The following is a 23901-nucleotide window of genomic DNA, read 5'->3' as shown; positions in this document are numbered from 1 at the left end:
AAACCGCGACGGCATAGGGTTTCTATTGCGTTTTCCTAACAGCGGCTACTCAATTGCTTTTTGAAATGTTGCGGTAAGCCGTTTGTTCAAACCGTGGTGAGGTTCGGCTGAAGAACCGTAGTGCAACTCCGCCAAGGCAGCGATGTCATTGAAAATGACTACGGAGCCGCCCTCTTCATTCGCATAAACCAGTAGTTTTTGGCAAAAGGCATCCAAACCAATTGCTGGAAAGCCCGCCATTGCCACGCCACCGGGTGCTGGTCCGCCGAACAGCAAGAGAACCGTATCCGGTAGCGCCACCCCCAGTTGGGAAGCTTCGGTCGCAAAATCGATTTCTCCAAACCAGACAGTATCGTCCTGCTCCATCACGGCTGTCCTGAGACGTTCGACTGCCTCTGGTACGCTGAGCTGAGATCGCAGCTCGATGATCCCGTAGTCGGTAAACAACCCGTTGGTCGGCGCTGGTGTTGCTTCCAAATCGTTTAGAACTTCGAGCATCTTGCTCTGAAACGCACGCAACGAAGAAGCGTCCGTGAGTCCATGCCGGACTTTGAGAAATTGCGAGTCTGTGTAAGCGATCTGTGGGCTACCATCCTGAGCAAAGGAAAGTACGCGAAAAGGAAGGTCCAGTCCTGCTCGCACGTTCCCTTTCAGAATGGGCGTGTTTATCTCTGGAACAGAGAAAATGAGTCCGCGAGATGCTGGCATTTCTACGCCTTCGGCTTTGGCCAGGCGCGCGTGATCTATCGATGCGATTGGAGTAGCTCCCGCTTCGGCAACGGCAGTCTCAATCCCTAAGAAGTTTTCGTCCACCGCAGTCTGGGCAGATGAAGATTGTGCAAAAGCGGATGTCGAAACTGATAGAGTTGCAATCATCGAGAAAACAAAGCCAAACCTCACCATTTTACTACTTCCTATTTCACCGTACTTTTTTAAGAGAAACCGCCGCCAGAGCTGCAAAAGCTATCTCGGCTGCAAGATAAAAGAGAAGTATCCCGTTCGGAACTCCATCGATAAGGATGCTTAGTATGCGTCCAACGGCCAGTCCTGACATAAACAAAAAAAGAACCCACAGCGCGGGGCGTTGTAATTCTGGTTTTGAAGCGGCTGCCAACCAAAACAAAGCGTTTGCCAGATAAAGACCCATAATCGCTCGGAAGACATGCGTCTGATTCGTTCCTTCTACCGGGAAGCCCAGCAAAACTGGGATCGAACTGCCTGGCATCAGACCATACGATAACGCAATTGGCACGAGACCAACGGCAGCAAGCAAAAGGACTAATCTAGCACTCATGGAGGACTCCTTCTGGTAGAGGTTTTGCTTTTTTGCATAATTACCAATCGGTTTTTGGGGCATCCGATGATCCGAGCCGGATGCCCACGCCACTGTCAGAAAAGCATATTGAATGCCTCGCTTCTTCTACTGAGAGATGCCGCCTTCGGTTGATGTTTGTTCCTCAACATGGTCTTGATTGGCGACCGGCTTCCCGCGCGGAGGGAACTCCTCGAAGGTAGCGAGATGTGTCTGCACTAGACGGGCGGCTGGACCGAATGCCCACATTTTCTCGCCCATCCAGCGGACGTACATCCCGCTTTCATCCGCAGCTTTCTCATAAGGATCGCGGCGAAGGTTGAAAAGCAAGGGGGCGACCAACTCTTCCTTCGGGCCTGACCAGCCATGGTTTTGAACGACAAAGTGCGCTTTCCAATCGTTGTAGCGTACTGCTTGGAGGTCCGTACCCTGATAGTAAATCAGCTCGCGGCGATTGCTCTCTTTATCCTCACCTGTCAGGTAAGATAGTTGGTTGTAGCCATCGAGATGCACTTTATAGCCTTCATATCCCTCTAGGAGCTTCTCTCTTAGATCTGTCGGACCTCCAGCCGCAGCTACAAATGTTGGCATCCAGTCCATTCCGCTGAAGATGCCGTTCAAGACTTGACCTTCAGGAATTTTGCCCGGCCAGCGAATAATCGCAGGAACTCTAAAGCCACCTTCCCAGGTAGTACCCTTTTCCCCATGAAACGGTGTCGTACCACCATCAGGCCACGTCAGTGTTTCCGGGCCATTGTCGGCGGTGAACATCACTATGGTATTATCGGCAACTCCCAGATCCTCAAGGTGGCTGAGAACGTTACCAACGTTGTTGTCCAACTCCTTCATGACAACATCCTGAAGTCCGCGCCCATTGCCCAACATAGCTTCGTATTCGGGGCTTAGATGGGTCCAGACGTGTGCACGGGCAGGAGCCATCCAGACAAAAAACGGAGTGTCCGACTCTACTGCACGGGAAATGAAGTCCTTCGTGTAAGATGTCACTTCGTCATCCAAAGTCTTTTGGCGCTCCGGAGGCGCAGGCCCGTCATCAATGATGCGCTGCTTCCCGACTTTTCCAAATCGCGGGTCGACCGTTTCGTCTTCTTCTTCTGTTGCAAAAGAATGAATGATGTTGCGAGGCGCAAATTGCGCATTGAACTCTGGGTCGTCTGGCCAATCCGGATCAGACGTATATTCCATAGCATTCAAGTGATACAGCCAGCCCCAATACTCGTCGAAACCTTTTGTAGTCGGTAGGAACTCATTGAGGTCGCCTAGGTGGTTTTTTCCGAACTGCCCCGTCGTATACCCCAACTTTTTCAGGAACATCGGAAGCGTTGGGTCATCTGGGTTTAAACCTATTGGATCGCCCGGAAGCCCTACAGTGTGCATCCCCGTCCTAATGGGCAATTGTCCAGTCATGAAAGCTGATCGACCAGCAGTACAACTTGGCTCGGCATAATAATCTGTGAGACGAGCGCCCTCAGATGAGAGGCGATCCAAGTTCGGCGTCTTGATGCTTTTGACACCTCCGTGGTAAACGCCGACGCTCGCCCAGCCCACGTCGTCTGCCATGATGACAAGAATGTTGGGCGGGGCATGCTCGTCGGCCCAAGCTCCAGTGAAAGCAAAGCAGACCGCACCCGCTACTGAGATAAGCTTGTTCATTAAGACCTCCCGACACGCAATTTCTCACCAACGATAGGAAAAACATCGGCTTGGAGGAACAGTCTAATTTGTTAACTTTTTGGGCACAGCACCTTGGTGCAAGAAATGTCTTCGGCCGCAAAGTCTGCAGTGCGGTCATTAGGGTCAGGACCCATTGATTTCCGCTTGGCTGCGTGATTCACGGTTCGAAAATCGAGCGGTGACCATTTCTGATCTTTTCTGGCTGACGGATGCGCAGATGGCGCGTCTTGAGCCTTTCTTCCCCAAGTCCCACGGCAAACCACGCGTTGATGATCGACGTGTTTTGAGCGGCATTATCTTCATTAATCGCAATGGGTTGAGATGCGCGATGCCCCTTCGGCTTATGGCCCACACAAGACGCTCTATAACCGTTGGAAGCGGTGGAGCGACAAAGGCACTTCGCCCGGATGATGGCCGGTCTGGCTGCCGAACACGGTGAAGAGAAGACTGTGATGATCGATGCCACCTACCTGAAGGCCCACCGTACCGCAACCAGTTTGGGCGTCAAAAAAGGGGGCGTGGACGCCAGATCGGTCGCACCAAGGGCGGCATGAACACCAAGTTGCATGCCATCTGCGACAGTCGGGGACGTCCGCTCAACCTGTTCATCACCGCCGGTCAGGTCAGCGATTACATTGGTGCGCGGGCACTGCTGAGCAGCCCGCCGGATGTCGATTGGCTGCTCGGGGATCGTGGCTATGAAGCCGATTGGTTCCGGGAAACGTTGAAAGACAAAGGGATACGCGCCTGCATCCCTGGCCGGAAGCAGCGGAAGAAACCGGTTAAGTACGACAAGCGTCGTTACAAACGGCGCAACCGGATCGAGATCATGTTCGGCAGGTTGAAGGATTGGCGGCGTGTGGCAACCCGCTACGACAGGTGCCCGAAGGTTTTCCTGTCAGCAATCGCCCTCGCAGCACTCGCTATCTATTGGCTATGAGTCCTGACCCTAGAACGCGTTTGGTCCACGGTCTATCAAAGCAAAATCAAGCACCTGTCTTGACGCTTCGCCTGCATTTTATCGGAATTTCTTCTCTGTTCACTGATTTTCCCGTTAAAGCCTATCATCAAGCTTCACGCATACGGTGATACGCCGCCGTAAGTAAAATAGCAGCGCTATCTGCGACCTACCTCCAAAGCCATTTCCCTCAGGTGTCGCATATCCGTACCGCAGCAACCGCCAAACACCCTGATAGACGGGTTTTCCCGCAGGACATCCGCAATTTCTTGGCCGAGCTGCGCGGGATCTCCTTCATCCAAGGTATCGGCCTCATCCAATTCTGCGTGCGAACAACTTGATGCATTGGAAACAACACCTTTGAGCCTTGGATGCGCGTTGAGCGCGTCGGCAAAGTGCGTCGGGTGTGCGCAGTTGACCATGTGGAACAGAGCTGCGCCGTCTGTTTCTGCTTCGATCTGGTCTATGGCATCAACAAGTTTTGTGCCGTCAGCCAAACAGCCATCGGTTTCGACGACCAATGACAAAATGATGGGTAAACCAATATCTCTTGCAGCCAGAACACAGCCAGCAGCCTCGCTTAGGCGGTTGAACGTGTACGCGGTCACCAGATCAACACTGGTTTCTTTCAGAACAGCGAGTTGCACACTGTGGTAGCTGCGCGCCTGTTCAACTGTCATGGGTGGGACGTCAGTGTAAGGATCGTATCTTGGGCCAACGCAGGCGGAAACCAAAACGTCTTCCCGCCCAGAAGCATTGCGCACCTCCTCCATCAGTGCGACACCATCCTTGTTTACCTCACGAAGACGTTCAGCATCGTAGCCCAAAGGTGCAGCACGGTCGGCATTGGCCATCCATGTCGGTGCGTCGAGAATGCACCCAACACCCATATCGCCGGCCAATTGCACGAGCGCTTGCATTTGTCCGGCCAGAACAGCCCGGGTGTCAGGCTTCTCCAGCAAGGGAAACGATGCAAAACCCGGAAGCTCGATACCGTGATTAAAAATCAGGTCCGTACCTGTACCTGCATAAACCAAAAATTTCTTGTCACCCTCGCCTGGAAGTCTCCGCGCCATTTTGCACCCCTCGAACACCGGCATTACTCCGCATCCACAATAACAATGATCAGATCTTCTGCAAAACTGAGGTGTTTACTTGTCCGTTCGGACGCTTTCTGCATTTGCGGTATCGGCTAGGCATATCTAGGCGCGAACCACCGGAGATTCTGAACAAGCGTGGCTGTACCGTTCTAACCTTGAACATCGAGTATCGAATCGTCTCACTATGTGAGACCTACAGCATGCTGACCAACCCTCCAAATAAGTTGCTTCAGTCATTTGGGCACACGTTAAGCTAGAAGGTTCCCAGAACTACGCGGTGAATCTCGGGCTGGCGCGCACTCTGTCTTGACATGGTTATGCGAACTGGTTCAGCTTGCGGTCATGACGTACACACGCATCCACTGCCATCGAATATCGGCCTGAGGTCGATAACCCACGCGAAATCCGCGGGAGGCAGCATTGGTATGCGGGCGAGGCTTATATCCTTGTAATTGCTCCAGATTAGAGTGCACGAGTCGGTTCGATTCCGACGCCTCCTACCATCCTTAGGAGGTGTCCGACATGGCGGACGGCGTCACGAACACAATTGATTTCAACGACATCAAGCAATCGGTCGAGGAGAACCTCGGAAGCACACCCGAAGGCTGGTCCGGCTTGGTCACGGTGCTCTTCACAGAGGTTAAGGAATACTGCGATCTGAAGGGTGCCACCTACCCCTTTGTCCTTCAGATCAAAGAGAAAATCGGCGAGCTCCGCATCTACCACCGGTGTGATGATCGACAAATTCAGTCGATGATCGCTGCGACGATTGCGCGTGCAAATCACAGCTGTGAACGATGCGGGAATAGTGCCGAGACCCAACTTCTGGACGGCTGGTACAAGACACTTTGTTGCTGGTGCGCGCATGATGTCGCGAGCAAGCGCCACCCTAAAAGGAAGAGGCTTTTTGGCGTTCGAAAAAAGCCTGCTCGAGATCGAATGACCTGCTCAGTTTGTGGCTATTTCGGTCAGATCGACCGAACGGATGACCGTAATCGGTGCCCTGCGTGCGTGAAGAAGGAATGGTGATGACCGCCGAACAACAAGTGACCTTCAATAAGATTATGGAAGACTACGATGATGAGAACTACGCCCGGAAGCTCATGAATACGGGCTCACTGGACACCGGTCATGTCCCGCTGATTGCCCTTTGCCAGATCTTGAGAGGGGTCTTCCATCTCAACAAGACCAAGTTCTGGAGAATGTGACTGATGGATGATGTCGAAAAGAGTTGGAAGGAATTCCGGGAAAAGGTTCGAGGTGTGATCGAGGAGCATGGAGCTCCAGATGATCTCCGCTCATTTGACGCCTGGTACGCCGAAGAGATGCGTTTGGTGATGGCGCACAACTACCCAGCTCCGCACGTCTCTGACGTCACATGGTCGGCGGAGTGTCTGCATGTCGAGTGTGAAGACCGCGAAGTGGTCGACCGTATGATGAATGCTATGGCGGAGGTTTCACACGATCTCAAAGAGGCGCGGGCCCGGAGGTCAGTGATGGGCAGTGTTGTCGACTGGAATGATATTCATGGAAGCGTCTTCAAGCAGCTTGGTGAGTATCGTGCCGGGTGGGTGGAGCAGCTTACGCTTGCACTTGAGAAAGTGAAGAGGTTGATCGACGAGCAGCCCGACCTGTTTGGTGATGAACACCCGTCCATCGTTCAGATCAAACAGAAATTGGGAGGCTTGCGCGTCTATGAGGGCCCAGGCTGCAACCAGGCTACGAGTGAAGAGATTCAATGGCGTGTCGCTCAGATTGAGCAAACCTGTGAAGGTTGTTCTAATTCTGCCCAACGCCAGACCATCCTTGGGTTTGTGACGACGCTTTGCAGCTGGTGCTACAATGATGCTCTGCGGCGGCGATTTGAGGGCGCCGAAGAATCCTGGCCCGACAGCCTGAGGCTGGACATTGTGAAAAACTATCCAGACCTCGTTTCTCCGGATTGCGCATCTCTTGTTCCTGCTGTCGGAAAGGGCTGGCTCGTGATGATTTCGCAAGCACTCCACAAGCTTTCCTTCAGTCAGGATTTCAGGGCACTGGACCCTGGAACTATTCAGATCTCGGATATTAAGAAAGGCCAGGATGGCAAGATTTCCATCGGTTTCAGTCGATACCACGATCTCATTCAGGAGTACGCTGACTGGATGAAGTTTCGATGCGGTGTGACGTGTGAAGAGTGTGGCCACGTTGGTGACATCGTTCGGACAGCCGACAGGTCTCAAGTGCTCTGTTCTCACTGTTACTGTACTCGGAAGACGTCTGATGGGTGATGACGACGACGTTGAGCTGGATGAACAAACCTTGCGTTTGCTTAGGCTTCGGGAGGCTGAAATTGCGGCCGGTCGAGCAAAACTAACCAAGCCGATCTCAGCGGATGAGATCCGGGCGCGAAAGGTGCCTGATCCGAAGGGTAAGCCAGATGAGTGACGAGACTACAGAAGCGGAAATCTCAATTTTCGTAATCTGCGAGACTTTGGTGAACGGCCAACTTCGAGAGACTGAAGGAAAACAGATCACTGTAAAACCAAACAAGGTCTTAGTATTGGCGATCAGTGTCGAGGATGTTGAGCGATGACAGATGATTTTTCAGAAGAAGAAGAAATCTTCGGGCGCCCCTTACAGGATGTTCCTCTGGATGACTTGATCGCAGAGTTGCAAGCTCGTCGCAAAGAGGGTCCGGAGGTCTGGCTTGCATTGCGCAAAATGATTTTCGAGCAAATCGCCGATTTTGCACAGCGTCCGACCGACGCGCCCAAATGGCGGGATGAATGGGTCAAAGAGAACACCTGGGATCTAGTGACTGACGACGATGATGTCGAGATCACTGATGGTAGCGGCAACGTGTTCGACGACCTCGGGATCAAAGACCCAAGGAAGAAGACTTAGTGATGGGGCCCGAGCATTTCAGCTTGATCTTATGCGCCGTGATCATTGTCGCGTTGGCGATCTACGTCAGACACATCGTCCACACTGCTGGAAAAGATCGCGAAGTCGATCCAGAGCAAGTGCAAAGGATCATGCGAGATCTGGACTACAGCCACCTGGACCAAGTGATGAACCGGCGAAGGAAGGGGTAGCGGGGTGTTGAAGGTAGTTGTCCATGTCGGCGAAAACGAGGTCGCTCGAGCCATTGCTGAGAACGATTCAGAACTCGCGGACGTGTCCGATTACAATATCCGAATGAACGAACGGGCCGCTAAAGAGCTGGGCATTAAAGAAAAAGGCCTTGGCGGCCGGATTAAAGGTCACCCTCGAAATCTGACGGTCTGGGCGCTCGTTCGCAAGATCGCAGACCTTTGGCTTGCGGGGACCGGCGCGGGCGAAGAAAGCGTTCAGGCAGAGCTGCTGCCGTTGATCCGTGAGTCCATTCGCGAACCTGAAGAGAGGGTCGAAAAGGAATCGAACCAGAGCGAAGATTGGAATGCTGTGATCAAGCAGATTTCTGATTACGAGCCGTATTCCCTGGGCTTCTACACTGACAAATTTGAGTCGTGGACAGCGGACGAGATCGAAGCTCTTCGATGTGATGTGGTTGAGACAGCCACAGAGGAAGAACTAATGGCCGAGGTCGAACGCCGGCGAAGAGCTGGTCTAGTGCCCAATGAGGCCTCGAATGATGGCTTCTTAGATCTGGTTGATGGCCTCTGGGGCAAACTCGATACAGACCCAGACCGCTAGTACAGCTTACCTGCCGCCATTACCCAAAATGTAACATAAGAAGTCTATGGCGACTGTCGTTGTAGTAGTGCGCGCTTCTTCTAAGCGCCTCTCCTGCTAGGAACCAATGCGCCCCGGACAAGCATTTCGCCAACACTGCTCTGCGGAACCATGTACTACCAGTCTCTACGATGAGCATGGTTGACCGCAACCAGCCCAAAGCGGACCTTTAATATCCAACTTTGCAATTCAAGTGTTGCGAGCAATGCGGGTCATAAGGGCATTGCAAGCTGAACGTTTTTGCTGAGCCCCGATATCATGATCGACTGCCTATTAGTTCTATTTTCTTGCTTCTCTTGCTCGTCGTCCACGACCTTTTCGACCACGCGGTCCCGCAAAGCATAGCATTTCAAAAAGTGACGCAAAGGGTATCGTCCAGTAGGGCATAGTCTTTCTCCATAACAAAGGTCGACGATGCTCACGCTGCCCGAGCCCGTGGCCGAAACCCACCGACCACAACCGTAGAAACCTGTAAGAAACCCGTAAGAAGCTTGGGCAAAGCGAAGACTTTTGGCATGCTGGTGCTGTTGAACCCAGCAGTTACCAATACCAAAATGAAAAATTGGACGTCTCTTTTTGCTCAGAAACTACGTTCCCATCGAATTGGCAGCGGTCGCCATGGCCGTATGACGCAAGAGGAACTGGCGATGATACTCAACGTAAGTGTCGACGCCATTAGCAAATATGAGCGCTCGCTGTCGTATATTCGTGGTGACCTTGAGTACCAACTGCAAGAAAAGCTCGGTTGGAGCTTAGAGGATGTGGTTGCTTGCCGAGCGGATTGGGAGGCCGGGCGACCACAGCATTCAGGGTCTGCCTATCGTTTGTTAAACAATCAGGAAGTGCTTAACGAATTCGGTGGCTCCTCATCGGCGGTAACAGAAGCCGTGGCATGCATGGAGGTGGACCATGGAGATGGCTTACCCAGTGGGTTTTCAGCCGCTGATACGGTATGGCGTGACATACAAAAATCGGGCCTTTTGTCTGGACCCTATGTAATGCTTGGGTCGAAAATCGTTGGGCACGTTGGCTTGATATTTCCAAAGTCCGATCCCGAAAAACGTTTCTTTGAACTACTGTTCGATGAAGCGGAGCTTACACCGGATCATCTGAAACGTCCTTTGTTGCCAGGGGACTACTTTGCATATTGCCCGGCGATTTATGTTGCGCGTGGACATGAGAATGCGACTCGCTTGCTCCTCTCAGGTTTTGTTTCAGAGTTGGAAGAGCTTCTCGACAGAGAGATCTTTATTCGTGAGATTGGAGCAATCTCAGTGAACGGTCTTGGAACTCAATTGTGCGAGGATCTTGGCCTCAAGTTTCTTGGAGCTCACCAGAGATACACTGGTTTCGGGGTCTGGACTTTGCATTGCTCGGATATAGCCAATTCAATTGTTGGGCGTCGAAGTGCTAAACTTCGAGATGCTTACCTAAATACACTCCCGCCAAGTTGACGCTGAAAGTTTCCAGTTCCGCTTCGGGTTGAGGTGCTCAACCAAACGAACTCGCGGTATTGCGAAGTATCCGAGCGACTTGGCTAGGAAGCTCACTTTCGTCATCTTGGGCCAAAACCGCATATGCTGCGAAGGCAATACACCTTGACGAGGCCTACAGTGTTGCGAGTTCAGGGTGGCTATAGGCCTCTGGGTACGACATTGGTTTGAAAGGCCCATTGGGCACCACGCAATTCCAACTGCGCCCGAAATAACCCTGGCGGCAATGTACAAGAGACCCTGCCTCGGCAATTCCGGGCAACGCGTATACACGGCACAGCCACCGCCACAAGTATGGGTAATCCAGGATTCGGGCACCATTAAGTTTCATTCGCACATAGTAGACGGGATCGTGACGATAGAGAGTTGGGAACAGGCGAAGATCTGCTTCTGAAAAGTGGTTGCCTGTCAAATAGGACCTACCATCTGAGAGATGCTCCTCCAAATATTCGAGTGTCTCAAAATAGGCGTCAAAGGCTGTTTCATAGATCGTTTGATCAGACGAAAACCCGGCCTTGTAGGCACCATTGTTAATCGCTGTATAAATCCGTTCGTTCAGGTCGTGAATTTGGTGAAGCGGCACTTCGTCTGGGTAAAGCCTAACGCGTTCAGCTGCTGGGATTGTGCTGCCAAGAGAATCCGCTGAGGCGTCCAGCATTCGGACAATTTCAGCGCTTTCGTTGTTCACAATGCGCCCTGCAATCTTGTCATACAGGATTGGAAGGGATTGCTCTTCAGAGCCTTCGGTACGATAGATTTCTTTGGCAAGGCGCAGTCCTTTGCCGGTGCCGGTCTCACTCGTGCATTCGGGCAAAGCCTCACCTGTGAGCGAAGCAATCCGATCAGGTGCAAACTCCCATAGGTTTGGCGCCTCTGGATCGTCGTCGCCAGTGCGGTTTGGAAATGCAACGTCCATGGTGATGCTGTTTTGAAGGCCCAACACATTTCGCGCCAGCGTGACTCTGTGACACCACGGACAATTCAGTGCTACGAACAGGTGATAGCGATCAGGTTCTGCCGGAAACACTGGATCGCCAATAGCGTGGCGAAAGCCGCTGACACCGCGCACGAATTCACCCCGTGCGCGGCGCTTTTTGATATCGGTCTGGTCTTCTTCGGTAGACGTGTCGGTCATGACTTCAGCATCATCCTCTCAGCCGGTGATGCAAGATGATTGGCACGGCCAATTCTTCTTCATCGCTGAGATGCCGTTTCAGGAACGCTTCAATCGTGTTGCTCGTCGCATGGAGCTGTCCGGCTTCATCGTAAGCTTGAGCCTCATCAAGCGCGGATAGCTTGATCACACGGTTCGCCGTGCCGGTGAAGTCACTCAGCACCGTATCCAGATCGAAGTGATCCTGTTCCAGCAACTCAAGCCCCGCATCAAAACGAGGGTCCGCAGCAGATAGTTCAGGGAAATAGCTGCGATCTTCCCAGCCGTGATGGCCATGCAGGTTCCCAACCAGGTTGCCGCCATAGTAGGACAGCCGCCCCACGTAGTCGTCCAACCCCATCTCGTTGCTCAAAACCCCTTCTGTATCCAGGCGAATACGTTCCGCCACTCGGCGGAACATCTCATGCGCGCCGAGCCAATGCTTGGTTTTCTCTTTGAAACCTGGATGGGCTTCCCAACTGTCGCGGGGGTATTGGTCCAAGAGAAACCGCATTTCTTGAGGCATATCGTCTTGGCGAATGGTATATGTATCGAGCATCGGTTGTCTCCTTTCAGGCCAAAGATGGGAGGTCAGGCAACCGCTCGCCACTAGCGAGAACGCACAGTCACTATGCGTCAGCGAACCCCTGCAAAGTCGGTCCAACACAAACCAGCGTCCTTGCGCTTCTAGGCTTCGATGCCGTGCTGGATGAAGTCTTTCAGCTCTCTACGGCTAGAGGTGCGGGCGAAAACGTAAGCTTTAGAAGCGAGACTTGCCTAATATGAAAATAGACGACTGCGCGACTTGGAAATCAGACTTTCATCTGGGCTTGAGGTGTAAAACTCCGACCCGCCTCTGCAACGCATAGCCAACCCAATATCGCTTGCGGTAGCTCGTGTGCCGATCTAAGCAGCCAACTGCTCATCGGCTTCAGTTTTTTTGGCAGTTCGCTCTTCGGATTGTGCGCTCGATTAGTTCTGTCACCTGGTCAGGCGTTTCAATAGAAGACGAGTGGCCCGCTCTGCGAAACACCACCAGCTCAGAACTCTTGATTTCTCGACGGATGCGCTCGGACCTTTCGGGAACTGTCGCCACATCTTCGTCCCCGACGCCAATCCCAACGGGAACTTTAATGTTGACGAGAAGGTCAATGCAGCCCGCCCGTTCGATCACGCCTTTGACTGCACGTGTAATGCCGATCCGATCATTTCCCGTAATAGCCTTGGACCATCTGGTTTTTTCCTCAGTGCGTTCAGTGTCCTCGAGAAACGTGCGGCCAAACACAATTGGCATCACCCGTCCAATGACAGCCCATAGTCCAATCCATCGTGCCACAAAGTTCAGCATTCTGTAGCGCGGAGCGTTTTGGGAATCTTCAGGATCGGCGCTTGTTTCAAGCAGGGTCAGTGTTTTGACCAGGCTTGGCTCCCGCGCGGCCAATCTCATCCCGACAAATCCGCCCATGCTTAGTCCAACAAAATGGCACGGCTTTGCATCCAGATGCTTGATCAGTGCAGCTGCGTCCGAAGTGAGTGTGTCAATGTCATAACCGGCATCCGTAACGCCACTCCTGCCTTGCCCTCGATGATCGAATGTAATGCACCGATAGCGATCTCGTAGTTGAGAAACCTGCGCTTCAAACATCGCTCCACTGAACAAAAGGCCATGAGAAAAGACGACCGTCTCTCCTTTGCCACCCGTATCATCGTAGTGGATCTGTGCACCGTTTAGGCTAACCGTCGGCATTGAATTCTCTTTGCTTAGGAATGACGAAAATAACAGAAATCTGGCGAAAGTTCACTAGAGCCTTCCAAATTTGGTTCGCAAAGCCTTTTCCCAAGCCCTATCCAATGGACTGTTTGCAGCCAAAAGCAGGCATTTCCGACTGGGCTTTGCAAATTTGGAAAGTCAAAATTGCATGATATCGAATATCTGTGTTGCATCAAATCACTTAGCTAGCGCTTCTGATATGCGTTCAACTAACGCCTTCTGAACAACGGCAAACCTTGGGGTTTGCGCAATTTCCTCTAACGTCGCAACCCACAGGGGAACCTCAATCTTAGGACATACGACCTGCGACCTTTTAAGGCGGGTATCCACGTCGCCAAAAATTGACGGCAGAAAAGTTTTACCAGCTCCTGAGGCAGCCATCTGCTGTAGCACCAGAAAACTGTCTGCTCCGTTGGTCATTTCGTCAGAGTCCACATTCTCCGCTAGCCATTTAGCTGGGAGGGAACGGCTCAACGCTCCGTCAAGCCTCATCCAATTGCGATTGGGGCAACCATCGTCAAAGACGCCAAATGACAGCGTTCCCGCGCGCTGCCCGATCAGTCCTTCCCCGAGCTTTATCGATGGGCGCACAGCAATGTCTGCTGTCAGTCGGGAAAGATCATGGTGGCTGTTCTGGCTTAGCAGAGTCAGTTTCAAACCTGGGTAAAGGGCTGAGATCTCGTTTATGATGCGAGGGAGAACAATCTGACAAAGACTATCGGTCGATGTAATGCGCACCTGACCCATAGGAGAGCGATTTGCTCCGACAACTGCCCGCTCCACCGACAGCACTGCTTCTTGCACGCTTTCCATGGCCGAAAAGATCGCACTGGCTTCGGGGAGAATGGAGTATCCTGACGGGCTTTTTTGAAAAATCCGGCAGCCATTGCGCTCTTCGAATGCGGCTACTCTGCGCAAGACTGTGGCATGCGTGACGCCCATGGCCGTCGCCGCCGCGTTCAACGAACCGTATTTGCTTACGGCTAGCGCGTATCGAATGTCATCCCAGTTTTCGTTGTTCATAAATTAACAAGTGACGACCAATAACAAACAATTACAAGAAAATTCGTTCAAGCTAACATTCGGAGCATTGAACAGGGAGACACATCATGATGAAGCAGTACTCAATCTTCGCGGCGGGTCTTTTGTCATTGGCCGCAATTGGCACAGCCATCGCCCACGAAAGTGAAAACCCGGCTGTGAAGGCTCGAACCTCGATCATGCAGCTCTATGCCTTCAATCTTGGTACACTTGGCGGCATGGCCAAAGGCGAGGTGGACTATGATGCCGTGGCCGCGACACGGGCTGCAAACAACCTTCTTGTGCTAACGCAGATCGATCAATCCGCAATGTGGCCTCCGGGATCTGACAATGTGTCCGATCCGTCCTCCCGCGCGCTACCTGCGATCTGGGAAAACTTCCCTGACGTTGGTGCGAAAGGGCAGGCCATGGCAGACGCCGCGGTTGCGATGCAAGCTGCGGCTGGCCAAGATGTTGATGCCCTGAAAGCGGCTATGGGAGATCTGGGTGGAAGCTGTTCGGCATGTCACAAAGCGTACAGAGCACCGAAAGACTAAATGGTAGAAAGCTGTGAAGCGGTTTTTCCTTTTCACTGCTTTCGCTGCACTTTTGGTTGGGTTGGCCGGTTTGGTGCTGACCCGACCACAAAGAATGGATCAATCTCAACTTGACGATTTAAACCCAGATCTCGCCAGAGGTGAAATCGTTTTCCACGCCGCAGGATGCGCATCCTGTCATTCAGCGCCGGATGCGGTTGGTGAAGAGAAGCTCATGCTCTCCGGTGGTCGCCGGTTTGAGACGGAGTTTGGCACGTTCATCGCCCCCAACATTTCCAGTCACCCAGAAGTCGGTATTGGGTCCTGGTCTGCCCTGGATCTGGCCAATGCCTTGATCCATGGGACCGGAGCCGAAGGGCAGCACTATTTTCCAGCGTTTCCCTACACATCTTACGCCAACATGTCAGCGGATGACATCGTTTCGCTTCACGCATTCCTCGACACTCTGCCGCCAGCCACAACTGCAAGCGTTCCGCATGAGGTAGGTTTTCCTTTCAGTGTTCGTCGTGGATTGGGGGGATGGAAACTGTTGTTCATGACACCAGGCTGGGTAGTCGAAGGTGATTTGACCGACCAACAAAGACATGGAAGGTATTTAGTCGAGGCGCTGGGTCATTGTGCTGAATGCCATACCCCGCGAAATGGCTTAGGTGGTCTGAAACGAGACCTTTGGCTGACAGGTGCACCAAATCCAAACGGGAAAGGTCGCATCCCGGGCCTCACCTCAGACCAGCTTGATTGGTCCGAGGCTGACATCGCCGAGTACCTGAAATCCGGCTTCACGCCGGACTATGACAGCGCAGGTGGTGAGATGGTGGACGTCATTGAGAACACATCGCGCCTCACGGATGAGGACCGTTTGGCGATTGCCGCCTATCTCAAAGCTGTTCCTGTTTCGTCGACGGGGCTTCCATCAGAGTAACAGTCGTTCGGCGCCATGCTGCGGGGACCAGATGCTGTTGCCGGTCGCCAGTAGGAAGCCGTGAGGCCTATTCCCTTTTCACCAAACACCTGTTTTACGTTTTGAACATCGGAGCTCACCAATCACCCGAGTTTCTGTTCATGATTGACTGAGGGTCGCGGCCAAATGACACAAAAAATCGCTCTTTGGTCCATTCCAATATCCATTGCGGTACTGGCCCTAAAACTGTTGGCTTGGTGGCTGACGGGCTCAGTGGCTTTGTTGTCGGACGCAATGGAATCTACCGTGAATGTCGTTGCCGCGCTGTTGGCGTATTTCGCAGTTCGGGTCGCGAACAAGCCCCCTGATGAAAACCACCCGTTTGGTCACAAAAAGGCCGAGTATCTTTCCGCTGTCGTCGAGGGCGTGCTGATTGTGCTGGCGGCGTTCTTGATCATCAGAGAAGCTGTGCTGGCGCTCCCAAACCCGCATCTGGAGGATGCGCCGCTGCTCGGCATCATTGTCAATGTCATTGCAACGGGTGTGAATGGCGCGTGGGCCTACCTATTGCTCAAAATCGGCAGGCGGGAGGGGTCGCCTGCTTTGGAGGCAAGCTCTCGGCACATTTTTACGGATGTCCTGACTTCAGTTGGTGTTATCGCAGGTCTGCTACTGGCGCTTGCCACCGGCTGGCTGATCCTCGACCCGATCCTGGCAATTCTTGTTGCGCTGAACATCTTGTGGGAGGGCTGGAAAGTTATTCGGGCGTCCGTCGATGGCCTCATGGATGCGACCCTTTCGGATCATGACTTGCAGACCGTTTCTAATGCAATCGAAGCAAATCTCGGCGCAGCCTTAGAGTACCACGACCTCAAAGGGCGCAGGTCCGCAAATGTCATCTTCGTGGAGTTTCATCTTGTTGTGGACGGCACAATGCCAGTAAGCGCGGCGCACGATATATGCAATGACATCGAGGAAGAATTGGAGCGTTTGTACCCGGGTTCCGTCTTTGTCATTCACCTCGAACCTGATGACGAGTTGAAGGGTGACGGGGTTAACTCCCATTAAACTTGTCATTTGGCTCTACAAAAAACTATCGGCTTGACTGATCTGATTAAGACGTTCGGCCTGAAATTCGTCAGACCTAAGCCCGATGTGAAAAAGCCGGACCAGAATTAACCTGTCTTCAATGTCACGAAGCGTGATGCTCAGAATTGGAGGCGAAAATGAAAATTCAAAGAAAGCTGGGTCAACTTCTAAGTACTGCAGCGTTGGCTTCGTTGATCGCGGCGACGCCTTATGTGCCAGCGTTCGACGCCGATGGTCGCCTACATTTTGAACCGTCATATGCCTTTGCCAAGAGCGGCAGGGGAAGCGACGGGGATGGTCGCGACGATGATCGTGACGACAACTCTGGGTCTGGCAGTAGCGGCCGTGGTGGTGACCGGGACGACAACTCAGGTTCGGGCAATAGCGGCGGTGGCGGCGACCGGGACGATGATCGGGATGACGATAGAGACGATGATCGCGACGACGACAGAGATGATGACCGGGACGACAATTCGGGATCAGGCAAAGGTGGTCGCGACGACGATGATGATGATGACTCCAAACGCTCCAATAGAGGCAGCGGAAAGAAGGATCGGTCTCAAACAGGGGGCAATCCGTCGGGTTCGGCTGGGATAACGAAGGTCGAAACAAACGCTAACGGTATTGAAGTGCGGTACGCCGACGGAACCAAGGAGGAGATCGAAAACGGGCGGTATGAGAGAAAGAATGCGCAGAACCGAACTGTTGAGGAACGCCCCGCGACCGGCGCTGACGTCTCAAGGCTTCGGTCTTTGGCAAATGGTATCTCAATCGACAACGTGCGCTCTTCTGGGCAAGGCGGCACTGTTGGAAGTCGGCCCACGAAAATCGAACGCCAGGGCAATAATATCGAAGTGAACTATGCCAATGGTTGGAAAGAGGAGATCGAGTTTGGGCGCTACGAGTTGAAAGACCCGTACAACCGGACTGTTGTTGAAAGAAACGCAACGGCCTCTGATCGCCAGAGGTTGCAGTCGGTTGCCAACTGAGCCGCAACTTTAGTCAATACTCCGTTGGCGGCGTCTCTTAGTGAGAGGCCGCCATCGCCGTCAAAGAGACCGATTTTAATCTCCCTTGTTCCAAACATTATGGGCAATAAGCGCGGCCTCTACCCGATTTCGCGCATGAAGCTTGGACAGGATTGCCGTCATGTAGTGCTTCACGGTCTTTTCCTGAAGGTCTAACTCATCAGCGATTTCACGATTACTCAGTCCTTTGGCCACACGTCGAAGTATTTCTTCCTCACGATGCGTAAGGTCATCGAGAATGCAGCTGTTAGTAGACATGCCGGTGTCAGCATTGATTTGCAGCAATACTCGTGAAGCCAAGCCCGGAGAAACGAACCCTTCACCTGCGGCGATGCTGCGCAAGGAAGCGGTTAGTTCGCTTGCGGTTACTCCCTTCACAATGTACCCAAGCGCGCCCGCTTCCAAGGCGTCCGCGACATCGCTGCTGTTCTCTGAGACCGTCAAGATTGCAATGACGGGTGGATTTTCCATTGCCGCAATTTCACGTGTCGCGCTTATCCCGCCACCGGGCATAGAGAGGTCAAGAATAGCTATGTCCGGCTGATGCGTGCCGACCAGCGACACTGCCTCTTCAGCACTGGACCCAGCGGCTAAAACTTCGAAGCCATCAGCTTCATCCAACGTGCGTTGCAAACCATCCCTGAATATCGGGTGATCATCAGCTATTACGACAGATGTAGTCATGACGTGCCTAAATTTCTGGGAAAGAGTGTCATAGCAATGGTGGTGCCTTCGCCCGGTCTCGATGCGACTTCGAACCGCCCCCCAATACTCTCGACCCGATCTCGCAAGCCCATTAACCCCTGGCCACCATCGTCTCGCAATGCGGTTTCTTCTGACTTGTCAAATCCAGGTCCGTCGTCTGTGACCTTCACAACTATGCAGTCGCTCTGCGCCTCAGAGATAACAGTGCACTTGGAAGATGGAGCATATCTCGCGGCATTGGAAAGCGTCTCCTGAAGGAACCGAAAAACGCACAGCTTGTCGGAAAATGACAACTCTGGGGCCTGGCGACCTTGGAATGAAATATCTGGTCGCAACGGGCTGTGTTCGGCATGATCCTCTACGGCTCTCTTCACAACATCGACGAGTGACAAGCTGTCGATATCTGGCGCGGACAGCCCTCGCGATATCGCACGAATTTCAGCCAGAGATTTTTGCAAAGACTGCTGAATTTCCTCTGCCTCTTTAGGCCTATCGGCCTCTTTGGAAAACGCCGCCTCCAGTCTAAGGGCGGCGAGCGACAAGTACTGCGCAGGACCGTCATGCAGTTCGGCACCGAGTTTCCTGAGGAACCGATCTGTTTGCGTGGCATATCTTTCTGACGCCTCGACCACACGCGAGCGCAGCCGGGCATTCTGCTCGGCCATCCTCTCACTTTCTGTCAGGCGCTGTTTAAGAAGAGCCCCCTGTCGTCGAATTGTTTTGTCACCAATTGCGACGATGGAAAACAGAACAATCGTACTCGCCAGAAATGCGGAACCGACGACCAACCAACTTGTTCGCCTGGCCTTGGCTAGGTCTAACTCCAGCTGATCAGCTCTTTCGTAGAACTCCGCAACTGCGATGATCTCGCCAGACCAGAGTTCGCGGATCGGGCTGTAAACTTCAAGTAGTGGTATCCCCAATGCCGCCTCAGCGGCGCTTTCGGCATGATCAAGCTCTTCGAAAGAGCCGGAGATGTCACCGCTCCACGCTCGCCTTAGATCAACCGTTGGATTGAAACGGTTTCCAATGATGTTTGTATCAGAGGCATGCGCAATCACACCGCCTTGCTTCCAGAATTTGTAGGAGACAATGCGGTCTCGCATTGGCTGGGTCATGAAAATCTCGTCCAGCGCCAGGCTCGCTTGCTCCGAAAGGCGGTCGCCATGTGCCAATTCCTGGCTGAGCGGGGATACTACACTTTCCATATACAGCGCCGCAGAGTTGGCAGAGTTTTGCACGACGGCGTTCTGGATTCGATTAGACACCCAGACCCCGACGATTGCGGTAGCAGTACCCATCACGAAAATGCTGGCCGCAAGGAAGACTCGCGACAACGACCAATTGCCAATCGTCAGGTCAGCTACTTTCGTTCTCATCGTGAAATCAACTATGAACTACAATCTGTTATCGCACCACAGACCTTGGTCTGACGTCATTTAGCTAAATCTCAGACCCTGAGCTTCCGCGCAGCGGCCAGAGGCACAAAGCCTGCAAGCCTTAGCAATCCGATGTCCGCGGCGAAATGGTTAGAACAAAACCGACCGATCTTTTTGAATCAAAGCCCGACTGGCTGGCCATGATGCACGTTATTTTGCTTTCAAGGATAGATCGGTATGACCCCAAGAAATCCAAAGAGATAGCTGATGCCGTTCTTTCAGGGGAGTTGTCTCAAGCGGATACAAAATCTATTCTTGATGAACCTCGATTGGCGGAGAAGCCCGCGGTCGTGATTGCCAGAGGTGGTTTTGGCGGCCAGCGAAGAACCCGAGACTTCGAAGTAAGCGCAAAAATGCTTTTCAAACAGAACCCTAATGACATCTTCAATGTGGAAAATTTGACTGTTCGAGAAGGCAGAACGTTCGAGCCTCTTGCCACAGACTTAATCGTATACGAAGGCTCGGAGCCTTTTTCAGCGATTGAGATCAAAGGCCCAAGGAATAGAATTGATCCTGGCCACCTGATTGACCAACTGGCAAGAGCAGCACTTCTTTTGAGAAAGGTTCCTCAAGTACTATACGTTGTTCCTGAGCAATCTGAGTACAAACTGGGTGAACTTGTGGCGATACGCGACAAACTCGAAATCGAAGGAATTAAATTTGGGACATTGCCGGAGAAAAGTCGGCTCACACCAAAAGATCTAAAGGTTCTGGGATGATGTACTCTCTGAATGTTGGCTGTTATGCCGCGCGCGAAGGTCTGCAAAGCGCAGAAAGCGGACTTTGCAAAGTCTCGCTAAGGCACCAAAACGGACGCTTATCGCTGTCTCGTATGCAGCAGGTTAATATCCCAAAAATGATCGTTAGTCTTCTGTGCCGCTCACCCAAGCCACCTTCAAGTTTGGATCGAAGAGCAACGGTTTCACCTCGACTTGCCTAGTTCTAAGCCAGACAGGCTCAAATTCTCTGTTGTCCGCCAAAGCATCAAGGCTTGTATCGTGCGTAGTCGAAGTCCATATACACGAGGCTTACGTTTTTCTTTTTCGACCTGCTGTCTCCCCAATTCGGCGTTCAGTCTTTCGATTCAGACCGACCACGCCGAGTCGCCGCAATGATGCGGGCGGCACGTATTAGGAGACTTCCACCATGGCAAATGGCACAGTAAAATGGTTCAACTCAACCAAAGGTTTTGGCTTTATCGAGCCTGAAGATGGCAAGCGCGACGTGTTCGTGCATATCTCAGCAGTTGAACGTTCCGGCCTTAGCGAATTGAAAGACGGCCAAAAGGTTACTTTTGACGTCGAGGCTGGCCGTGACGGACGCGAAAGCGCCGCCAATCTGGCACTCGCCTGACCTTTTGCGGGCACCCCATAAGGGTGCCCGTTTGAACAATGGGCGACAATAGGCCGTCGGAGACCAAGTAAGTTGCAACCTAAAGACTGGACGCGGGTGCTCGCGCAATACCGTGTGCCCGATGCGAAGCGCAGTGTTTTTGAACTTGCGATCACTGTTTTCCCCTTATTCGCGCTATGGGCCCTAGCGTGGTTTGCGTTGTCATTTAGCGTCTGGATCGCAATATTGCTGGCCATCCTGAATGCCGCATTTCTGGTCCGTATCTTCATCATCATGCATGATTGTGGTCATGGATCTTTCTTTAGAAGCCGCAGCGCATGCAATTGGACTGGCCGGGTTCTGGGTGCTCTTACCGTTACACCTTATGACGTTTGGCGGCAAAGCCATGCGATTCACCATGCCTCAACCGGTAACCTTGATCGGCGTGGTATGGGTGACATCCCTACATTGACCATTGAGGAATACCTGAAACGGAATTGGTTCGGGCGTGCCGCGTATCGTCTGACCCGGAACCCCGTCTTCCTGTTCGGTGTTGCGCCGATCTATACGTTCTTTATTCAATACCGCTTACCTGTTGGCTTCATGCGGTCGGGCTGGCTGTATTGGGCAAGTGCGATGGGAACAAACGCCGCAATTGCAGGGTTCTTGGCTCTGATTTTATGGGCCGGAGGCTTTGAGGTGGTGGCGTGTGTTTTCCTGCCAACCGTGATTGTCGCATCATCGATTGGTATTTGGCTTTTCTACATTCAACACCAGTTCGAACACACGACCTGGGACCGGGAAGAGGGCTGGAACCTTCAGAACGCCGCGTTCTATGGTAGTTCTCACTATGCCTTGCCTGGCATCTTGCGGTGGTTCTCTGGCAACATTGGTGTGCACCATGTTCACCACCTCGCCAGCCGCATACCGTTCTATCGGCTAAACGAAGTTTTGCGTGACCATTCTGAGTTGGAAAACTGCCAGCGTATTACTCTATATGAGAGCTTTCATTGTGCACGATTGCATCTTTGGGATGAAAGAAGTCAACGTCTGCTGACATTTTCCGAGGCTTTGTCGAACGCCAATTCCAATAGGCATTTAGTGTAGTCTGGCGCGTACCAGATAGGCTTCGACCGTATCACCACCCAAGGCGCGAATGGCCTCTAGTCGGTGAAGGCCTTCAATCAGCACGAACCTCTTGTTGTCCGAGCGTATCTGTATCGGGGTCTTCTGGCCGTTCTTCAGGATATCTTCGGCCAACGTCAGAACTTTTTGTTGATCAAGCGTTTTCGCCCGTTTCACAGGTACATAGATCAGGTCGAGCGGATATGGTCTTTTCTCCAACATAAGCTACGTGAGCAACCTTTCGTGCATTTGTTCCGGTTCAAAGTTCGCTACAAGAGCTGGGTCTGGAATGTACGTCATAGAACCGAACGAACAGCGTCGCGCAGTTCCTGATGCATAATCCAGATTGCTGGCTCATCTTCACTTTCGATGTGAGAAAATGCCAAAACCTGCGCGGCGCCATCATTCTGTGCCGATCCAGCTTCGGGAAGTTCGAGTTCCAGATATTCTGCGATCAATAGTCCGACTTTCTTGAAAACTTTGATGGACGCCTCGCGCGATTTGTAACCGGCTGCCTGAGACAAGTGACCAATGGTCAGACCTTCCTTGCCTGCGATTGTAAGTGCTTTGAGTATTGTAACCTGCGCAGGGGTGAGCCTGATCTGGCGCAATGCCTCGACGTATTCTCTTTTACTGGGAACAAGGGTGCCGGAGTTTCCCTCAAATCGGCGTTGACCGCTACGCGTCCTGTCTCGTTCTTCGAGAATTTCTTTCAAGGCTTCAATGGCCAATGCCGGTGTTTCACCAACTGCATCAGCAATCATTGCCTGCGTTTTAGCTGGTGGCTTGGGGAAGGCGCGCGCAACGCTGTTACCGCTCAGAATACCAGCCTTAATCAAGTACTTCCCGAACTCTTCTTCAATCACACCAGATACGTCAGCGTTCTGCGTTTTACGAACACTGCGGTCCTGAAATGCTCTTTGGTCCAGACCGCGAGCTGACGTCTTTGAAGCCGGAAGGGTTACTTGAGGGGCATTTTTACGCATCAGAGAAACACCACTACAACTATCGCCACAACAAAAACCGCTAACGCGATAAACATCTTAACTATGTAGGACCTGCGATGAGCCTTTTCGGCTTTGAGCATTTTGCCCAAGTTTTCGTCTATCGAGTTGTGGTTCACGGCTTGGTCCTTCCGGATATGTCGGGCGAGATTGATTTCCATTAACCTATTGTCGCGGCACATTTTCGGTGCACGTATCGTTCTGTCGTGTGAACGGCCGATTGCATTCCCAACCATCACCTCTTCGATTCAAATGAGCGTTTGAAGGCACAAGGATCGCAACGCACCTGTCCCGGTTTGCGCGAAAACCACGTTCACATTTCCATCCGGAATAGGTTTCAGGTGCAAGGTACGCATGCTGCGGAACTGCCACAGGCTCACAGCCGCTATCCGCTGCCCTATAACCTCTGAGACATACCCATCCTTCTGAGCTTCTTTTGTCGCTCAGACGACCGTTGCTTGGGACACTAATCGCAACACAATCCTGATCTTCCTTGCGAAACCCC

Annotated in this window: 26 protein-coding genes, 1 tRNA gene and 1 pseudogene; 16 read left to right on the top strand and 12 right to left on the bottom strand. The window is 52.5% G+C overall.

From position 1 onward, the window contains the following. Positions 1-45: 45 nt before the first annotated feature. The 3 genes from ACR0I8_RS05330 to ACR0I8_RS05320 all read right to left on the bottom strand — a co-directional run bounded on the left by ACR0I8_RS05330 (position 46) and on the right by ACR0I8_RS05320 (position 2983). Complete coding sequence (locus tag ACR0I8_RS05330; RefSeq protein ID WP_170689367.1) at positions 46-903, bottom strand: DUF302 domain-containing protein; 858 nt, start codon at positions 901-903, stop codon at positions 46-48. A 16-nt stretch (positions 904-919) separates the two neighbouring features. Next, positions 920-1357: a DUF4345 domain-containing protein gene (locus tag ACR0I8_RS05325; protein ID WP_480702827.1), complete on the bottom strand. Its 438-nt coding sequence runs from the start codon at positions 1355-1357 to the stop codon at positions 920-922. Positions 1358-1420: 63 nt separating this feature from the next. Then, entirely contained in the window at positions 1421-2983 is a 1563-nt protein-coding gene (locus ACR0I8_RS05320) for an arylsulfatase (protein WP_170689368.1), read from the bottom strand. Between the two features lie 205 nt (positions 2984-3188). Here ACR0I8_RS05320 and ACR0I8_RS05315 point away from each other — a divergent pair. Continuing rightward, positions 3189-3944 (top strand): annotated as a pseudogene (locus ACR0I8_RS05315) (IS5 family transposase). 176 nt (positions 3945-4120) lie between these two features. On the opposite strand, the gene ACR0I8_RS05310 reads toward ACR0I8_RS05315, so the two are convergent. Further along, positions 4121-5038 (bottom strand): homocysteine S-methyltransferase family protein, encoded by a 918-nt coding sequence (locus ACR0I8_RS05310; protein WP_480702825.1) that lies wholly within the window; start codon positions 5036-5038, stop codon positions 4121-4123. 433 nt (positions 5039-5471) lie between these two features. Between ACR0I8_RS05310 and ACR0I8_RS05305 the strand changes: the two genes are divergently transcribed. The 8 genes from ACR0I8_RS05305 (at position 5472) to ACR0I8_RS05270 (ending at position 10233) form a co-directional block, all read left to right on the top strand. After that, positions 5472-5565, top strand: a tRNA-OTHER gene (locus ACR0I8_RS05305). 19 nt (positions 5566-5584) lie between these two features. Next, a complete protein-coding gene (locus ACR0I8_RS05300; protein ID WP_170515988.1) occupies positions 5585-6091 on the top strand; it encodes a eukaryotic translation initiation factor 4 gamma in 507 nt (168 codons plus the stop codon). Continuing rightward, positions 6091-6270 (top strand): hypothetical protein, encoded by a 180-nt coding sequence (locus ACR0I8_RS05295; RefSeq protein WP_170689370.1) that lies wholly within the window; start codon positions 6091-6093, stop codon positions 6268-6270. Before ACR0I8_RS05300 ends, ACR0I8_RS05295 begins: the two co-directional genes overlap by 1 nt. Before the next feature lie 3 nt (positions 6271-6273). Beyond that, positions 6274-7332: a hypothetical protein gene (locus ACR0I8_RS05290; protein ID WP_170515984.1), complete on the top strand. Its 1059-nt coding sequence runs from the start codon at positions 6274-6276 to the stop codon at positions 7330-7332. Next, positions 7325-7489: a hypothetical protein gene (locus ACR0I8_RS05285; protein ID WP_170689371.1), complete on the top strand. Its 165-nt coding sequence runs from the start codon at positions 7325-7327 to the stop codon at positions 7487-7489. The genes ACR0I8_RS05290 and ACR0I8_RS05285 overlap by 8 nt, the downstream gene beginning before the upstream one ends. Positions 7490-7633: 144 nt before the next feature. Further along, positions 7634-7948, top strand: a complete 315-nt coding sequence (locus ACR0I8_RS05280; protein ID WP_170689372.1) for a hypothetical protein — start codon at positions 7634-7636, stop codon at positions 7946-7948. Positions 7949-8242: 294 nt separating this feature from the next. Next, positions 8243-8740, top strand: coding sequence for a hypothetical protein (locus ACR0I8_RS05275; protein ID WP_480702823.1), 498 nt, complete (start codon positions 8243-8245; stop codon positions 8738-8740). 554 nt (positions 8741-9294) lie between these two features. Then, a complete protein-coding gene (locus tag ACR0I8_RS05270; protein ID WP_170689374.1) occupies positions 9295-10233 on the top strand; it encodes a helix-turn-helix domain-containing protein in 939 nt (312 codons plus the stop codon). Between the two features lie 154 nt (positions 10234-10387). Here ACR0I8_RS05270 and ACR0I8_RS05265 read toward each other — a convergent pair whose 3' ends face one another. From ACR0I8_RS05265 to ACR0I8_RS05250, 4 genes are all read right to left on the bottom strand, one after another. Then, positions 10388-11341, bottom strand: coding sequence for a glutathione S-transferase C-terminal domain-containing protein (locus ACR0I8_RS05265; protein WP_480702821.1), 954 nt, complete (start codon positions 11339-11341; stop codon positions 10388-10390). 76 nt (positions 11342-11417) lie between these two features. Beyond that, on the bottom strand, positions 11418-11984 hold the full coding sequence (locus tag ACR0I8_RS05260) for a hemerythrin domain-containing protein (protein ID WP_170689376.1): 567 nt from the start codon (positions 11982-11984) through the stop codon (positions 11418-11420). 372 nt (positions 11985-12356) lie between these two features. Then, the gene (locus ACR0I8_RS05255) at positions 12357-13172 is read right to left on the bottom strand and encodes an alpha/beta fold hydrolase (protein WP_170689377.1); all 816 of its coding nucleotides are present in this window, start codon (positions 13170-13172) and stop codon (positions 12357-12359) included. A 201-nt stretch (positions 13173-13373) separates the two neighbouring features. Further along, positions 13374-14219 (bottom strand): LysR family transcriptional regulator, encoded by an 846-nt coding sequence (locus tag ACR0I8_RS05250; protein WP_170689378.1) that lies wholly within the window; start codon positions 14217-14219, stop codon positions 13374-13376. A gap of 86 nt (positions 14220-14305) precedes the next feature. Here ACR0I8_RS05250 and ACR0I8_RS05245 point away from each other — a divergent pair, with 86 nt between their 5' ends. The 4 genes from ACR0I8_RS05245 to ACR0I8_RS05230 all read left to right on the top strand — a co-directional run bounded on the left by ACR0I8_RS05245 (position 14306) and on the right by ACR0I8_RS05230 (position 17752). Continuing rightward, positions 14306-14773: a cytochrome c gene (locus ACR0I8_RS05245; protein ID WP_170689379.1), complete on the top strand. Its 468-nt coding sequence runs from the start codon at positions 14306-14308 to the stop codon at positions 14771-14773. A 13-nt stretch (positions 14774-14786) separates the two neighbouring features. Continuing rightward, positions 14787-15695, top strand: coding sequence for a c-type cytochrome (locus tag ACR0I8_RS05240; RefSeq protein ID WP_480702819.1), 909 nt, complete (start codon positions 14787-14789; stop codon positions 15693-15695). A 165-nt stretch (positions 15696-15860) separates the two neighbouring features. Beyond that, positions 15861-16742 (top strand): cation diffusion facilitator family transporter, encoded by an 882-nt coding sequence (locus ACR0I8_RS05235; RefSeq protein ID WP_170689381.1) that lies wholly within the window; start codon positions 15861-15863, stop codon positions 16740-16742. Between the two features lie 158 nt (positions 16743-16900). Next, positions 16901-17752: a hypothetical protein gene (locus ACR0I8_RS05230; RefSeq protein ID WP_480702817.1), complete on the top strand. Its 852-nt coding sequence runs from the start codon at positions 16901-16903 to the stop codon at positions 17750-17752. 75 nt (positions 17753-17827) lie between these two features. Here ACR0I8_RS05230 and ACR0I8_RS05225 read toward each other — a convergent pair whose 3' ends face one another. Together ACR0I8_RS05225 and ACR0I8_RS05220 are read right to left on the bottom strand one after the other, a co-directional pair. Then, entirely contained in the window at positions 17828-18475 is a 648-nt protein-coding gene (locus tag ACR0I8_RS05225) for a response regulator transcription factor (protein WP_170689382.1), read from the bottom strand. Beyond that, positions 18472-19875, bottom strand: a complete 1404-nt coding sequence (locus ACR0I8_RS05220) for a sensor histidine kinase (RefSeq protein ID WP_170689383.1) — start codon at positions 19873-19875, stop codon at positions 18472-18474. Before ACR0I8_RS05220 ends, ACR0I8_RS05225 begins: the two co-directional genes overlap by 4 nt. A gap of 146 nt (positions 19876-20021) precedes the next feature. Here ACR0I8_RS05220 and ACR0I8_RS05215 point away from each other — a divergent pair, with 146 nt between their 5' ends. The 3 genes from ACR0I8_RS05215 (at position 20022) to ACR0I8_RS05205 (ending at position 22374) form a co-directional block, all read left to right on the top strand. Beyond that, a complete protein-coding gene (locus ACR0I8_RS05215; protein WP_170689384.1) occupies positions 20022-20654 on the top strand; it encodes a hypothetical protein in 633 nt (210 codons plus the stop codon). Between the two features lie 427 nt (positions 20655-21081). After that, positions 21082-21288 carry a cold-shock protein gene (locus ACR0I8_RS05210; protein WP_170328727.1) on the top strand — a complete coding sequence of 69 codons (207 nt, stop codon included), beginning with the start codon at positions 21082-21084 and terminating at the stop codon, positions 21286-21288. Between the two features lie 72 nt (positions 21289-21360). Continuing rightward, entirely contained in the window at positions 21361-22374 is a 1014-nt protein-coding gene (locus ACR0I8_RS05205; protein WP_174839946.1) for a fatty acid desaturase, read from the top strand. Here the strand turns inward: ACR0I8_RS05205 and ACR0I8_RS05200 are convergent. Continuing rightward, on the bottom strand, positions 22366-22614 hold the full coding sequence (locus ACR0I8_RS05200; protein ID WP_039524390.1) for a ParB N-terminal domain-containing protein: 249 nt from the start codon (positions 22612-22614) through the stop codon (positions 22366-22368). The genes ACR0I8_RS05205 and ACR0I8_RS05200 overlap by 9 nt on opposite strands. A 74-nt stretch (positions 22615-22688) precedes the next feature. Next, positions 22689-23378, bottom strand: a complete 690-nt coding sequence (locus ACR0I8_RS05195; protein ID WP_170644446.1) for a hypothetical protein — start codon at positions 23376-23378, stop codon at positions 22689-22691. Between the last annotated feature and the right edge of the window lie 523 nt (positions 23379-23901).

The organism is Ruegeria sp. BG9, assembly GCF_056538305.1.
The sequence above is the reverse complement of the archived record's forward strand: the minus strand, read 5'-3'. Positions and strand labels throughout refer to the sequence as shown.

Coding starts and splice junctions, on each gene's coding strand:
- ACR0I8_RS05330 (WP_170689367.1), bottom strand. CDS start 903: ATGGTGAGGTTTGGCTTTGTTTTCTCGATGATTGCAACTCTATCAGTT.
- ACR0I8_RS05325 (WP_480702827.1), bottom strand. CDS start 1,357: ATGCCCCAAAAACCGATTGGTAATTATGCAAAAAAGCAAAACCTCTAC.
- ACR0I8_RS05320 (WP_170689368.1), bottom strand. CDS start 2,983: ATGAACAAGCTTATCTCAGTAGCGGGTGCGGTCTGCTTTGCTTTCACT.
- ACR0I8_RS05310 (WP_480702825.1), bottom strand. CDS start 5,038: ATGGCGCGGAGACTTCCAGGCGAGGGTGACAAGAAATTTTTGGTTTAT.
- ACR0I8_RS05300 (WP_170515988.1), top strand. CDS start 5,585: ATGGCGGACGGCGTCACGAACACAATTGATTTCAACGACATCAAGCAA.
- ACR0I8_RS05295 (WP_170689370.1), top strand. CDS start 6,091: ATGACCGCCGAACAACAAGTGACCTTCAATAAGATTATGGAAGACTAC.
- ACR0I8_RS05290 (WP_170515984.1), top strand. CDS start 6,274: ATGGATGATGTCGAAAAGAGTTGGAAGGAATTCCGGGAAAAGGTTCGA.
- ACR0I8_RS05285 (WP_170689371.1), top strand. CDS start 7,325: ATGGGTGATGACGACGACGTTGAGCTGGATGAACAAACCTTGCGTTTG.
- ACR0I8_RS05280 (WP_170689372.1), top strand. CDS start 7,634: ATGACAGATGATTTTTCAGAAGAAGAAGAAATCTTCGGGCGCCCCTTA.
- ACR0I8_RS05275 (WP_480702823.1), top strand. CDS start 8,243: ATGAACGAACGGGCCGCTAAAGAGCTGGGCATTAAAGAAAAAGGCCTT.
- ACR0I8_RS05270 (WP_170689374.1), top strand. CDS start 9,295: ATGCTGGTGCTGTTGAACCCAGCAGTTACCAATACCAAAATGAAAAAT.
- ACR0I8_RS05260 (WP_170689376.1), bottom strand. CDS start 11,984: ATGCTCGATACATATACCATTCGCCAAGACGATATGCCTCAAGAAATG.
- ACR0I8_RS05255 (WP_170689377.1), bottom strand. CDS start 13,172: ATGCCGACGGTTAGCCTAAACGGTGCACAGATCCACTACGATGATACG.
- ACR0I8_RS05250 (WP_170689378.1), bottom strand. CDS start 14,219: ATGAACAACGAAAACTGGGATGACATTCGATACGCGCTAGCCGTAAGC.
- ACR0I8_RS05245 (WP_170689379.1), top strand. CDS start 14,306: ATGATGAAGCAGTACTCAATCTTCGCGGCGGGTCTTTTGTCATTGGCC.
- ACR0I8_RS05235 (WP_170689381.1), top strand. CDS start 15,861: ATGACACAAAAAATCGCTCTTTGGTCCATTCCAATATCCATTGCGGTA.
- ACR0I8_RS05230 (WP_480702817.1), top strand. CDS start 16,901: ATGAAAATTCAAAGAAAGCTGGGTCAACTTCTAAGTACTGCAGCGTTG.
- ACR0I8_RS05225 (WP_170689382.1), bottom strand. CDS start 18,475: ATGACTACATCTGTCGTAATAGCTGATGATCACCCGATATTCAGGGAT.
- ACR0I8_RS05220 (WP_170689383.1), bottom strand. CDS start 19,875: ATGAGAACGAAAGTAGCTGACCTGACGATTGGCAATTGGTCGTTGTCG.
- ACR0I8_RS05215 (WP_170689384.1), top strand. CDS start 20,022: ATGGTTAGAACAAAACCGACCGATCTTTTTGAATCAAAGCCCGACTGG.
- ACR0I8_RS05210 (WP_170328727.1), top strand. CDS start 21,082: ATGGCAAATGGCACAGTAAAATGGTTCAACTCAACCAAAGGTTTTGGC.
- ACR0I8_RS05200 (WP_039524390.1), bottom strand. CDS start 22,614: ATGTTGGAGAAAAGACCATATCCGCTCGACCTGATCTATGTACCTGTG.
- ACR0I8_RS05195 (WP_170644446.1), bottom strand. CDS start 23,378: ATGCGTAAAAATGCCCCTCAAGTAACCCTTCCGGCTTCAAAGACGTCA.